Raw genomic sequence first — 15,325 nt, 5'->3', positions numbered from 1 at the left:
CCACGGGCTCCCGCCGGGAGCCCGAAACAGATACATAGAGTTAGCCGGTAATGGTGTAGCGGATATGCAAAATAATATCCGTCAGCCCGATCAGGAGATCTTTTTGCTCGCCAGCAATGTCCGGAAAACTCAGCGTCAGCGTACCGCTGTCATCCACCGGGATCCCCTCGAAGGGCAACGCGCGGCCATCATTAAAATCAAGCTGGAACTGACCGCTGTCGTTCATACCATGTGAAACAGCAAGCGCGTTGCCCCCCCGCGGAAGCACCACGCTGCCGCCATAGCTGAGCACCGCCCGGATATCCTGATAGGGTTCAACTTGCAGCGGCAATGTGACACTGACCTGCTTGATGCGCCGGGTTGCTCCCAGCGATGCAGGATAATCAGAAAGAATGTTCAGATCGGCGAGCTTAATGCTCGCCTGCAGCTCCCCGCTGGCCACGGCCAGGGTGTTACCACCGCTGCCCGCGCTGCCCGACCCGCTACTCACCAGAGAAGCCGCCTGCTCGGCCAGGGTAAACGCCCCTGTCGACAAACCGCTGTAAACTTCTTTAAGTGAAATGGTTTTACTGATCTCGGCCATACGTGAATCCTGATTAATCCACGCCTGCTCCATGCTCGCCAGACTCAGCAGCAGCGTTTCACCGCTCATGAACCCCAGCCAGTTCGCCTGCCAGGCACCCGGTTTAATAAACGTGGTGGCATCATCATTGAAGTACCACTGCCAGGCGCGCTGCGCCTGCAGACACCGGGTGATGGCCACGTCATAGAACTGGTAGTAAATCGTTGCCAGCGTAGCGCGCAGCCAGCTGTACAGCGCCTGACCGGTGAATTTTCCCTGCAGCCAGTCAAGCTGCGCCTGCGTCTGTGCAAGCTGGGTTTCCACCTGCGCTTTCTGAAGCACCACACCTTCACGGCGCACCGCCAGCGAGGCCAGTTGCGCATCTATCTGCTTCATTTCCGCTTCCGCGTTGTTACGCTGGATCTCCCACTCCTGGCGGCGGCGACGGTAAATTTCCGACTGGGCGATTTTATTGCCTGTGAGTTGCACCCGGTCGGCAGCAATTTGAATCCCGAATCCGACAGCTGACAGAATACCGCCATAGCGGGATCCTCCGTCTGCTACGCCATAAAGATTGGGCACCAGGTCCAGCGCCGCCGCCCCCATATTTAGCGCATTAGCTGCTTCGGCAGTCACTGATGCAATGGATAGCAAATCCATCGCCTGGGCTTCGCCGGCATTGACGTTTTCATCGTACAGTTTCCGGTAGCTGTTGCGTCTCTCCTCCGCCCCCTGCCGGCTGACCGTCAGCGCATCCTTATCCGCATCCAGTTCGGTAATGGCATGCTCCTGCACCGCAATGCTCTGACTCAGCAGTGCCAGCCCCTGGCTCTGCAACAGCAGGGACAGCGCTTCCGCGTCCTGCCGCTCGGTGATGACCTGCATGGTGCTGCCAAACTGCGTCAGCTGGTTTGCCAGGCTCCGCGCACTCTCCAGCAGCGCCGGGAAACGCAGCAGCGGCAGGGATACTGACGGCAGGGAATCGCCACCGTTCGCGGAAGCCACCGCCGCACTCAGCAGCGCCGACGGGCTGGCCGCCGTGGCATACACCGACAGGTACAGCGGCTGGCCGTCAATCGACAGGTTATGGCGCAGGTTGTACAGCCGCTGACGCAGCGTCTGCCAGTAGCTGCTCAGTCTGTCGTTCATCTGCGGGTAGAACAGCCCCAGCAGCGAGTTCGCGGTACGGGTCACATCTTCCGTTACCGTCTGTTCACGGATGTTTATCATCTCCAGCTGGAAGGTTTGTTTCAGCGTCTGACTGGCCGCAGACCCCAGTACCGGGTTCGACCACCCTCCGTTGACCAGCGAGTCAGCGGGTTCATCGCCCAGCAGGTTCAGCGCCTGCACATACCACATTTTGGCTTCATTGAGGGTGTCCCGCTCCAGCAGACGGTACGCCGCATCACCGCGCGCAATCAGTAAATCCAGCACCCGCATAAAGGTGGCAACCTTGTAGTGCATCGGGTCAGACTGCGCCACCGCGTCCGGGTCGACGGAATCGAGCGGGTCCGGGTTCCACGAGATGTCCTCCTCCAGCGGGCGCACGTTCCATGTCCACGGCGCGGGCGTGCCATCGCTGTTGTAATAACCCGCCGGGTTCCAGATGTACTTCATCCAGGTGGTGGCCTCCTCGAACTTGCTTTCGTGCAGCAGGCGCTGGAACACCATCGACGGCACGTAGAAGAACATCTCCCAGAAATAGAGCGCGTTGGCACCGGCGAAATCCATCGGCTCGGTATTCTGCGCCGTCAGAACATCAATAGACACATCGCGTTTTGCGTCTCTTTCAGAATTAGTTGTGAATCCAGTTAGGGAGAGATCAGAAACGGTAATATTTGCGAAAACACCCTGGTAATAGGTTCCTTTCTGACAGGTAAGAAAGACTGCAAGCCCTTTATTCCTGTCTTCTGGAAACTGAACGGGATCACCATAGGCTGTCTGGGATGTCGGTACAAAAATCTGGATAATCAGTGGTGAGCTCTGCAACACACCCGACCAAAATGAATACCGGGTGGTATTTGTTGCTGAAGAAGATAAGGGTGAAATACTGAGCTGCACATTTGCATTCGAGCCATGAACCTCAGCGTTATATGCCGGAAGTGTAACGGTCACATAGTTACCTTTGCCCAGCTTCGGCTCCTGCAGCAGTTGTGTCTCCATCGACAGCACCGCATCCAGCCCCAGGTTCGCCCGCGCCACTAATTGGCGGGCAAACAGCGTATTAATACGTGTCCGGTATGCTCCACGCTGTAGGTACTGCGCCCCAGAGTCAGTACGCGCGAATGAAAATTTCCGCGAATCTGCCCGCTGGTAAATGCTCATGGTGGCGCTTTGTACCCCCAGGGATTGCCCCATTGAATTTTTTGCATAAAAGCGAATCGTCAGGTCTAGCTTACCCTGCCTGAATTCTGATACCGGGAAAGTGAGCTTTGTATTAGTAAAGCTGTAGGTGGTGTCCCAACCTGGCGAGGCCATACCGGATGAACCATTCTTAGAAAGAACATATCCACTGGCAGCCGTTACAGAATAACCCACATCCTCCGGATTAACGACAGTGCTATATTTGATAGGTGCACTGAAGAGTTCCAGCAAATGAAAATCATCCTTAGTATAGAGATTTACAATATTATCAAGCTGGCCATGATCATCAGAGAAATAATACCACTCCGTCCCCCACATACCCACAATATTATTTAATCCATACATTTTAAGTTTAGTTCCGTCTTTCATTTCAGCGCCAAGGGTCACTATATTTCGTTCGGTTTTTAATAAACTCCTTACAGGTCTACTACTATTAAAACCATCAAGCACATCGATGGCAATCCCTTCATTTGTTGTTTCGCCATAAGTATATTTAAATGGCCGTGTATAAATTGTGTATTGCCGATAAACACTGCCCGCAGATTTAATTAAATTTATCCAATTTCTTTTATTATTCCCGAAACTACCACCATTAACACCGTTAAATATATACCGAACATTCATGTTGCAATTAACATAAACAAAACCTTTATCTGCATCCAGAGTAATACTATTAATCCTATAACTACCACCAAGCATAATCGACAGGGATTCATACCCCCAGTCATAACCCAAACTGCCAGTGGTAAATGCTATTTCCGCCATAAATAAGAAACTAACTTGTTGTTCACTCTCCGTGTCATACTGTCTCCAGCAGAAAGAGTGATAAAAATCTATTTTGGTTGAGGCAGAGATATTATGCTCCACTGAAATGGTTAATCCCGATACTGTCAGTGACTGGTTAGACGCCTCGCTGGCTGCGGGCGTATAAAATATCGCGACAATCTCCGGACTATTTTCATTACTGTTGGTGCAATAAAAATGTTTTGACGACATATCGCTGATATCTACTGCCGGCAGATATTCCGACAGCGTTTCACTTAAAGGCGAACTCCAGCTGCCGTCGTGACGCAGGTATGAGAAACTCAGAAAATAGTCCGTCGATTCTGTCACCGTGCCGCCGTCGTCCTTCGCCACTGGCTGCTCCGTCACCCACACCACGTACAGACGGTCATTAAATATCACCGGCCGCACCATTTTGTTGTACGCCGCTATACCGGTGCCTATTTCCAGCCATTCGCTCCACGCCGTCGCCGGGTATTTACCGTTGCTCAGCATCGACTGCTGCAGCGACCGCCAGTAATATCTCTCCCCGTCAACCATCGACCTGCCGATAAACCACGTCTTCCCCTCCTCCATGCTGGCGTTATCGTGGTACGCGCTGACGATGTCCAGGTTCGCAACCTTCTCAAACTGCGTCATGTACCCCCGGAACGCGTCACCCACCGTGTCGGAACTCAGTGCACTCTGTCCGATGGTATTCAGCATGTTGTCCATCATGCTGGTCTGCCCGGTGCGCACCGTCGGGTCGATATAATTTTCCGGATAGTAGGCCAGCTGTGACACCCCCGCCCACGTGCTGTAGCGTTTGTTGTAACGGTCCCAGTCCGTGAAGAACTGCCGTGTCAGGACTGCCCGCTGTATCTCCGCCTCCAGACTGTTCTGGCAGCGGTTTATGTACAGCTGGAGACTCGCTATCGCTTCTGCCACCCGCGTGGTCATCACCTGCGATGACACCTGTCCGTCCACCAGCAGCCAGACGTACAGCTGCTCGCGGTTTGTCACGTCCGCATTGCCCGCTGTCTGGATGTAGTAGCTGCTCAGCGCCGCGCTGGTTCGCTCTTCCAGTTGCTGCTGCAGTGCCGTGGTCTGCGCCGGGCTCAGCCCGGCCTGTAGCAGGTTACTCACTGCCACCCAGTCCTCGTACGTTGGCGAGTTACCTTCCGTAATATTGATATATTTCAGCGCGATCAGCGACGCCACCGTCTGCGGGGAACAGTTCAGCGCCGCAGAAAAATCCAGCCACTGCAGCGTGACATCCAGCATTTCCAGCGAGGTGATCGCCCCCCCGGCCCCCGACAGGGTCATCGCCTGGCTTACCGACTGGGTGCTTTCCGCCAGCGCCTGCGCCAGCAGATCCGGAGCCAGCCCGCCGCCAACCACCGCCGTCAGTACCTGCTGCGCGTAGTCGCCGGTCTGCATAATTCGCCGGTTCACCCGGCTCAGCCGCTGTACCGTATCCAGACTCAGCGCCGTGACCGTCTCCCTGCCGGCCACCAGTGCCGGGTTTGCCACCAGTGCCGACAGCAGGTAATCGCTGATCCCCGTTTTACGTACCAGCAGCGTCAGCTGCCCCAGTATCTGGCAGAACGTCACCAGACTTGCCGTTTCGGCGGCGGTCCGGTCATCCTTCAGCACCAGCGCGACAAACCCTTTCACATCTGTGCCGGCCGGTTTCAGCTGGTCAAGCCAGCTCAGGATACTCTGCGCCTGCCCGGCGTAACCCAGTTGGCAGGCCGCCGCAATGATCGGTGCCATCCGGGCCATCAGCGTGGCGGGATCAAGGTTGTCCGTGCTGACAGTCCCCCGCAGGGTGGTCACCAGGTTCTCAATCTCCGGCGTCAGCACTCTGCTGTAGTTTGACGTCACCATCAGATACAGCTCCCCCACCGTCCAGTCCAGTGTCTTCAGCCAGCGGATCATGCCGTGCAGCCAGGTCACCAGCGAAGCAAAACCGCCGCCATTCAGAGAACCCAGCGGTGTCTGGCTCCAGGCTGAGACGGAGAGCAGCATGCGCAGTTCACTGACCGTGAGCTGGTGCACATCTGCCAGCAGTTGCGTGCGGTACAGCAGCGCCAGATTCTCCTGAGTGGCGGTGAATGCGGCACCACCCGCCGCCAGTTGCCACAGCGTTTTCAGGTCTGCGCCGCTCACGTGGAAGCCACGCTTGATCACGCTGGCGCGGAACAGGTGATCCACATCCTGCGAATCCCAGTCTACCGCCGCGCCGTCGGCGCTGAACTCCCGGTTAATGAGCTGTGGGGTGTTGAACAGGGTGGTGAAATAGCTGGGCTGCCCTTTTACACCCACCGCGCTGATGTGCCCGCCAGCCAATACCAGTGCATCCTCAAAGCGCATACTGTAGCGTTTCAGGTAGTAATAACTGAGGAAACTCAGCCCCAGCATGTCGGTTTCAAACGGCTCTTCGCCGGGGTTGTTGTAAATCAGCAGGTACATCTGCTCCGGCGTGAAATGGCAGGCTTTAAACAGGCGGGTGATTTTATTCAGGTACAGCAGGTACTGTTCCGCTGACAGGGTGTAGAGCCGAAACTTCGCTGCGGTAAAATGATACGCACCGGTGGTGGGTAGCTTTCTGGAAATGCCGATGAGCACGCCATTGGTTAACTGTTCGGCTGTAAGCGTCACCGGCACGCTGATATGCTGATTTGCCTGCGGCACAAAATCATCATTCTGATACAAATTACCGGAGTCATTGCTGGTACCAATAAGCAACCTGGAATTATTACCCAGCGTGTACTTGACATTAAAGCTGAGCAGATAGCTGTCTCCCCCCTGGGGCAGCAGCTCCATGTAATTCAGCTGACCGTCATAGTTATCACTGGCGGTCCTGATGAATTGCGAGACCTGTCCGGCCGTTTCCTCCCCGGCAACCAGCATGGTCAGCATATTATTAATGTAGTACTGCACCGATTCAGAAAAGTCACGGCTAGACAGCAGGCCGGTAAGTGCCTCAAGTTCGTCAATGCTCACGTCAAAATAACTGGCCTGTGCATAAACGTTCTTTAATGCGTCGGGAGTGACGGCACCAAAGTTTTTCGCATACAAATCAACGGCATTATCGGGGGTAATCTCCTCGATCAGGATGCTGTAAAGCTCCGGCGAGACATCCGCCATGATCGCCAACAGCGAGTTTAAATCCACCTGCTGCGCAATTGCCGGGTTTTCTGCCAGCGCGTCCAGCATCGGATCCTGCAATAATATTGCCTGCCGCGCCCCTTCATACGGCTGGTGATACGGTGTATTACCGGACAGCCGCCAGGTGGAAAGTTTCTCCATCACCGTATCGCTGTCAGTCCCCTCAATACTGACGAGATTGGTGAGCACAATGTCATTGGCGATCGACAGCGTGCTGACCTCTGCGTCCATATTGTCCTGGCTCAACGCCAGACGGGTCAGGTCCGGGCGGCGGTTATCCAGATGACGCACATTGTCGGTAGTGTGCAGATCCCGGGCCTCACGGTACAGTTCAGTCAGGTAACCGGCAGGCGAGAACATCGAGGCCACCGAGCCGGGTGCAACATACTGTTGCGTCCGGTTACCAAACTGCGAGTCATAATCCCGCAGGTTCTGGCTCTGGGTTTGGGTCCGGGTCTGAGAAATGCCCAACCGGATGGCGCGGGTCAGTTGCGGGTTGGCACGGCTCAGAATTCGCGCTTCGGTTTCTTTATTTTTTTTCTGCGCGTCGCGAACCTGGCTGCTGAGATAATTGGCTTCCCCCCACGTCAGAACGTCTTTATACGCTTCACGTATTTCCACAGCGGAATAAGGCATCAATGAGGACAGCAGTCTATTAACATCCAGCGCACTGGAGCGGGTGGTATTAATTTCACTCAGGATGGTATCAATGTCGTACATATCAATATCCCCTAACTTGCTCGTCTTTAAAAAGAGGAGGCTGGCTAATTATTTGGGGTTATTCAGGCTCCCTCGGGGAAGCCTGAAATAAAGAGATCGCACTAGCCGGTAATGGTGTAGCGGATATGCAAAATAATATCCGTCAGGCTTTGCAGCAGATCTTTTTGCCGGTTATCTACATCAGGGAAACTCAGCGTCAGCGTACCGCTGTCATCCACAGGGATCCCCTCGAAGGGCAACGCGCGGCCATCATTAAAATCAAGCTGGAACTGACCGCTGTCGTTCATACCATGTGAAACAGCAAGCGCGCTGCACCCCTGTGGAAGCACCACGCTGCCGCCATAGCTGAGCACCGCCCGGACATCCTGGTACGGCCCGACCAGCATCGGCAGCGTGACACTGATCTGCTTGATGCGCCGGGTTGCCCCCAGCAACGCCGGGTAATTACCTTGAATGTTCAGATCGGCAAGCTTAATGCTCGCCTGCAGCTCTCCGCTGTCCACAGCCAGCGTATTACCGCTGCTGCCCGCGCTGCCCGACCCGCTACTCACCAGAGAAACCACCTGGTCTGCCAGGGTAAACGCCCCTGTCGACAACACGCTATACACTTTTGCCAGCGAGATCGTTTTATTGACCTCCAGCATGCGAGAATCCTTATTAATCCACGCCTGCTCCATGCTCGCCAGACTCAGCAGCAGCGTTTCACCACTCATGAATCCCAGCCAGTTCGCCTGCCAGGCACCCGGTTTAATAAACGTGGTGGCATCATCATTGAAGTACCACTGCCAGGCGCGCTGCGCCTGCAGACACCGGGTGATGGCCACGTCATAGAACTGATAGTAAATCGATGCCAGCGTGCCGCGCAGCCAGCTGTACAGCGCCTGACCGGTGAATTTTCCCTGCAGCCAGTCAAGCTGTGCCTGCGTCTGTGCAAGCTGGGTTTCCACCTGCGCTTTCTGAAGCACCACACCTTCACGGCGCACCGCCAGCGAGGCCAGTTGCGCATCTATCTGCTTCATTTCCGCTTCCGCGTTGTTACGCTGGATCTCCCACTCCTGGCGGCGGCGACGGTAAATTTCCGACTGGGCGATTTTATCGCCGGAGATACGCACGCCATCAGCAGCAATATTCACTGCCATGGCGGCTGCGCTCAGCAGTGCACCATAGCGGGATCCGCCGACCGCAAGACCATAAATATTGGGCACCATATCCAGTGCCGCCGCCCCCATATGCAGCGCATTAGCTGCTTCGGCAGTGATAGATGAGGCCATAAGCAAATCCATCGCCTGGGCTTCGCCGGCATTGACGTTTTCATCGTACAGTTTCCGGTAGCTGTTGCGTCTCTCCTCCGCCCCCTGCCGGCTGACCGTCAGCGCGTCCTTATCCGCATCCAGTTCGGTAATGGCATGCTCCTGCACCGCAATGCTCTGACTCAGCAGTGCCAGCCCCTGGTTCTGCAACAGCAGGGACAGCGCTTCCGCGTCCTGCCGCTCAGTGATGACCTGCATGGTGCTGCCAAACTGCGTCAGCTGGTTTGCCAGGCTCCGCGCACTCTCCAGCAGCGCCGGGAAACGCAGCAGCGGCAGGGATACTGACGGCAGGGAGTCGCCACCGTTCGCGGAAGCCACCGCCGCACTCAGCAGCGCCGACGGGCTGGCCGCCGTGGCATACACCGACAGGTACAGCGGCTGGCCGTCAATCGACAGGTTATGGCGCAGGTTGTACAGCCGCTGGCGCAGCGTCTGCCAGTAGCTGCTCAGCCTGTCGTTCATCTGTGGGTAAAACAGCCCCAGCAGCGAGTTCGCGGTACGGGTCACATCTTCCGTTACCGTCTGTTCACGGATGTTTATCATCTCCAGCTGGAAGGTTTGTTTCAGCGTCTGGCTGGCCGCAGACCCCAGTACCGGGTTCGACCACCCTCCGTTGACCAGCGAGTCAGCGGGTTCATCGCCCAGCAGGTTCAGCGCCTGCACATACCACATTTTGGCTTCATTGAGGGTGTCCCGTTCCAGCAGCCGGTACGCCGCATCACCGCGCGCAATCAGTAAATCCAGCACCCGCATAAAGGTGGCAACCTTGTAGTGCATCGGGTCAGACTGCGCCACCGCGTCCGGGTCGACGGAATCGAGCGGGTCCGGGTTCCACGAGATGTCCTCCTCCAGCGGGCGCACGTTCCATGTCCACGGCGCGGGCGTGCCATCACTGCTGTAATAACCCGCCGGGTTCCAGATGTATTTCATCCAGATGGTGGCTTCCTCGAACTTGCTTTCGTGCAGCAGGCGCTGGAACACCATTGACGGCACGTAGAAGAACATCTCCCAGAAATAGAGCGCGTTGGCACCGGCGAAATCCATCGGCTCAGTATCGTCCTGCAGAATATCGACACTCTGGAACATGGTTATATCAGAGACATTGGGATTCAGCTCGACGGTAGTCTGCGTGCTGTCGGTATATTTGAAGTGCGCGCCCTTTCCGTCTCCTGAATAAACCGTTTTCGCCGTGACAGGGTAAACCCTGGCGATATAGTCGGTATGCAGTGGCGTCGCATCAAGGGGGATAAAAAGGCGTATCGTCAGCGGTGTATCAGCGAACATACCGGAATAGATAGGGCGGTCATTATTATCATAAACATGTCTGAGAATGAGTGAAAAGGCCCGGCTGTCGCCATGCACGCTGGCATCGTAGGGTGGCATGACAAAATTACAGTAAAACCCTTTACCCAGCTTCGGCTCCTGTAGCAGTTGTGTCTCCATCGACAGCACCGCATCCAGCCCCAGGTTTGCTTTGGCCACCAGTTGGCGGGCAAACAGTGTGTTAATACGCGCCCGATATGCCTGGCGCTGTAGATACTGCGCTCCTGTGTCAGTACGTACCAGCAACATCTTGCGAGCATCGTCCACCAGATACAGGCTGAGGGTAGCGTGTTGCGCCCCAAGAGATTGCGTACGCACATTGGAACAGGAAAAATCGATCGCAACGTCTAATTTTTTATTCTTAAATTCACTGATGCCGAAACTGAGTGAAACCTCTGGATCCGGATAATAATATGTGTAATCCCACTGCACAGCATCAGAATGATTTATACCTCGCCAGCTTTCAGTCGTTGGGTTCCCCGTCAGGGTTAAATAGGGATGTGAAGCATATGTTGAATAAACAAAAGGTTTGCCGAAGTGCTGTCCGCTATAAAAATAAAGAGACTGCACGTAACCATCATTCAGAAGTGAGGGATCTTTAACAGTGATTTGCGTGTCATCATAGATAGCTTTAAACGTGTCACACCTATCGCCTGAATATTGCGGCTCCAGTGTATAAGACACGCTACCGCCGCCTAAATAAAGTTTTAACCGCCCCTGAAGAGGCTGATATACAGGAGATGAAGTTCTCACCCAAATTTCATTGGTGTCAATATTGCAGATAACAAAACCTGAGTACAAATCCCCTGCGGTTCCCAATATCGTAAATGGTTTTTCACAAATAAAGAGGTATTCTGCTCCAACTTCGGTAACCTCTTTCAATAAGTTAGTCCAGTTCTTTTTATTATCTCCGAATGCACCACTATCAAGACCATTAAATATATATCTAACGTTAGCTTGCAAATTTACATTAACTGTCTTGTTGTCATCACTTACTGTAACTGAATTTACCTTATAACTTCCTCCATTCATCATTGACAGATTTTTATAGCCCCACTCATAGTTCAGGCTGCCTGCTGAATAACTGACAGATTGAGCAAGTAAAAAATTAACTCGTGTGTCACTCTGTGTGTCGTACTGCGTATATACGGAAACATGGTAATCGCCGACATCCGTAATGGTGAGTAGTTCATGCTGAGCAGAGATTGTAATTCCCGATACTTTTAGTGACTGGTTAGACGCCTCGGTGGCACCTGGCGTATAAAACAGCGCAATCAGAAACGCGCCCTGCTCGCCATTATTGCTGGTGCAATAAAGATGTTTTGACGACATATTGCTGATATCTACTGCCGGCAGATATTCCGACAGCGTTTCACTTAAAGGCGAACTCCAGCTGCCGTCGTGACGCAGGTATGAGAAACTCAGAAAATAGTCCGTCGATTCTGTCACCGTGCCGCCGTCGTCCTTCGCCACTGGCTGCTCCGTCACCCACACCACATACAGACGGTCATTAAATATCACCGGCCGCACCATTTTGTTGTACGCCGCTATACCGGTGCCTATCTCCAGCCATTCGCTCCATGCCGTCGCCGGGTATTTACCGTTGCTCAGCATCGACTGCTGCAGCGACCGCCAGTAATATCTCTCCCCGTCAACCATCGACCTGCCGATAAACCACGTCTTCCCCTCCTCCATGCTGGCGTTATCGTGGTACGCGCTGACAATGTCCAGGTTCGCAACCTTCTCAAACTGCGTCATGTACCCCCGGAACGCGTCACCCACCGTGTCGGAACTCAGTGCACTCTGCCCGATGGTATTCAGCATGTTGTCCATCATGCTGGTTTGCCCGGTGCGCACCGTCGGGTCGATATAATTTTCCGGGTAATAGGCCAGCTGTGACACCCCCGCCCACGTGCTGTAGCGTTTGTTGTAACGGTCCCAGTCCGTGAAGAACTGCCGTGTCAGGACTGTCCGCTGTATCTCCGCCTCCAGGCTGTTCTGGCAGCGGTTTATGTACAGCTGGAGACTCGCTATCGCTTCTGCCACCCGCGTGGTCATCACCTGCGATGACACCTGACCGTCCACCAGCAGCCAGACGTACAGCTGCTCGCGGTTTGTCACGTCCTCATTGCCCGCAGTCTGGATGTAGTAGCTGCTCAGCGCCGCGCTGGTTCGCTCTTCCAGTTGCTGCTGCAGTGCCGAGATCTGCGCCGAACTCAGCCCCGCCTGCAGTTGATTGCTCACGGCCACCCAGTCCGCATAGGCTTGCGTCTTGCCTGCTGCAATATCGGTATATCTCATCGCGATCAACGACGCCACCGTCTGCGGGGAACAGTTCAGCGCCGCAGAAAAATCCAGCCACTGCAGCGTGACATCCAGCGTTTTTAGCGAGGTGATCTCATCCCCGGCCCCCGACAGGGTCATCGCCTGGCTTACCGACTGGGTGTTTTCCGCCAGTGCTTGTACCAGCAGATCCGGAGCCAGCCCGCCGCCAACCAGCGCCGTCAGTATCTGCTGCGCGTAGTCGCCGGTCTGCATAATTCGCCGGTTCACCCGGCTCAGCCGCTGTACCGTATCCAGACTCAGCGCCGTGACCGTCTCCCTGCCGGCCACCAGCGCCGGGTTCGCCACCAGCGCCGACAGCAGGTAATCGCTGATCCCCGTCTTACGTACCAGCAGCGTCAGCTGCCCCAGTATCTGGCAGAACGTCACCAGACTTGCCGTTTCGGCGGCGGTCCGGTCATCCTTCAGCACCAGCGCGACAAACCCTTTCACATCTGTGCCGGCCGGTTTCAGCTGGTCAAGCCAGCTCAGGACACTCTGCGCCTGCCCGGCGTAACCCAGCTGGCAGGCCGCTGCGATGGCCGGCGCCATCCGGGCCATCAGCGTGGCAGAATCAAGGTTGTCCGTGCTGACAGTCCCCCGCAGGGTGGTCACCAGGTTCTCAATCTCCGGTGTCAGCACTCTGCTGTAGTTTGACGTCACCATCAGGTACAGCTCCCCCACCGTCCAGCCCAGTGTCTTCAGCCAGCGGATCATGCCGTGCAGCCAGGTCACCAGCGTGGCAAAATCGCCGCCATTCAGAGAACCCAGCGGCGCCTGGCTCCAGGCCGAGACGGAGAGCAGCATGCGCAGTTCACTGGCCGTGAGCTGATGTATCTCCGCCAGCAGTTGCGTGCGGTACAGCAGCGCCAGATTCGCCTGAGTGGCGGTGAATGCGGCACCGCCCGCCGCCAGTTGCCACAGCGTCTCCAGCCCTGAACGGTTCACGCGGCAACCGCGCTTGATGACACTGGTGCGGAACACGCTGTCCGCATCGGTGGCGTTCCAGTTTACTGTGGCCCCGTCGGCAGCGAATTCGCGGTGATTGAGCAGTGGGGTATTAAACAGCGTGGTAAAATATGTGACCTGCCCTTCGACACTGATATTGCTGATATGCCCGCCTGCCAGCACCAGCGCATCCTCGAAGCGCAGGCTGTAGTGCTGTTGGTAAAAAAGGCTGAGAAAAGTCAGCTGCAATATGCTTGTGTCAAATAAAAACCCATAGGGGTCGTTATACATCAGCAGGTACATCTGTTCCGGTGTCAGGCGCGTGGCTTTATACAGACGGAGGATTTTATTCAGGTACAGCAGGTATTGCTCCGAGGAAAGATTGAACTGTCGGAACTCAGCTTGAGCATAATAATAGGATCCCGTATCAGGCCTGACCCTTGAAATACCAATAGTGACTCTTTCTTGTACTTTCGCCGACGGAATAGTCACAGGAATACTAATATGCTCATTCGACCGCGGGGTGAGGATCCCACTATAAAGGTCGGAAGAACCCCCGCTTTGTGTGCCGATATAGAGCTTCTCTCCCGGAGCCCATACGGACTTGAAATTAAAATTCACCAAATAGCTGTCACCGCCCTGCGGCAGCAGCTCCAGATAATTAAGCTGATCGGTTACCCCGAAGCGAGCAATCTCAACAACCTGCCCCACGGAACTACCATCGGTCGAAACCAGCGTATTCAGTGTACTACCACGGTAATACTGAATCGGCTCAGAATAATCACGGTGCCCCAGCAGACTGGTCAGTAAGAATATATCCTCAGCGGGAATATCGTAATATCCGGCAAGCTGGTAGGCATTCAACAGACTTCCCGTGCTCCGCGTACCAAAGTTTTTCGTGTATAACGACGGAGCACTGTTATCAGTGATTGTTTCAAGCAAAATCGCATACAAATCTGGTGAAACATCCGCCATGATCGCCAACAGCGAAGGTAAATCAACTTGCTGAGCCACATCTGGGTTCAACTCCAGCGCCGCCAGCGTCGGATCCTGCAACAGGATGGCCTGCCGTGCGCCTTCATATGGCAAGTGGTACGGCGTATTACCGGACAGCCGCCAGGTGGACAGTTTTTCCATCACCGCGTCGCTGTCCGTGCCTTCCCGGCTGACAATCGTGTCGAGCACAATGTCATTGGCGATCGACAGCGTGCTCACCTCCGCGTCCATGTTGTCCTGGCTCAGCGCCAGCCGGCTCAGGTCCGGGCGGCGATTATCCAGGTGACGCACGTTGTCGGTAGTGTGCAGATCCCTGGCCTCACGGTACAGTTCGGTCAGATAACCGGCAGGCGAGAACATCGAGGCCACCGAGCCGGGTGCAACATACTGTTGCGCCCGGTTACCGAACTGCGAGTCATAATCCCGCAGGTTCTGGCTCTGGGTTTGGGTCTGAGCCTCAGAAATGCCCAACCGGATGGCACGGGTCAGTTGCGGGTTGGCACGGCTCAGAATTCGCGCTTCGGTTTCTTTATTTTTTTTCTGCGTGTCGCGGACCACCTTGTCAAGAAACCGGGCTTCGCCCCACGATAAAACATCCTGGTAGCTGGCCCAGATCTCAGCAAATGAGCTGGGCATCAGCGAGGCGAGCAGGGAATTTTCATCCACCGAACTGGAACGGGAGGTGTTGATTTTACTTAATATCGTTTCGGTATCGTAATAAGAATCGTACATAAGGTATCCCTCAACTTTTTAAATAGGGAAGATTGGTTTGATATAGATGAAAATTTACGTTGCGAGCAGCCACACCATCATTAATTAATGCTGGCGGATATAACCCCAGAGA

The 15,325-nt window shown here is 54.9% G+C and carries 2 protein-coding genes; both read right to left on the bottom strand.

The features are described from left to right. Positions 1–40 precede the first annotated feature (40 nt). On the bottom strand, positions 41–7,582 hold the full coding sequence (locus ACFX4O_RS18505; RefSeq protein WP_380210137.1) for a neuraminidase-like domain-containing protein: 7,542 nt from the start codon (positions 7,580–7,582) through the stop codon (positions 41–43). Between the two features lie 101 nt (positions 7,583–7,683). Further along, positions 7,684–15,213: a neuraminidase-like domain-containing protein gene (locus tag ACFX4O_RS18500; RefSeq protein ID WP_380210135.1), complete on the bottom strand. Its 7,530-nt coding sequence runs from the start codon at positions 15,211–15,213 to the stop codon at positions 7,684–7,686. Positions 15,214–15,325 lie beyond the last annotated feature (112 nt).

Origin of the sequence: Kosakonia sp. YIM B13571 (genome assembly GCF_042788095.1) — a bacterium.
GTDB classification, from domain to species: Bacteria; Pseudomonadota; Gammaproteobacteria; order Enterobacterales; family Enterobacteriaceae; genus Kosakonia; species Kosakonia quasisacchari.
This window is presented reverse-complemented; position numbering and strand designations above follow the sequence as displayed.

Bases quoted from the DNA above. Each gene is read 5' to 3' on its own strand.
- ACFX4O_RS18500 (WP_380210135.1), bottom strand. From the start codon at position 15,213: ATGTACGATTCTTATTACGATACCGAAACGATATTAAGTAAAATCAAC.
- ACFX4O_RS18505 (WP_380210137.1), bottom strand. From the start codon at position 7,582: ATGTACGACATTGATACCATCCTGAGTGAAATTAATACCACCCGCTCC.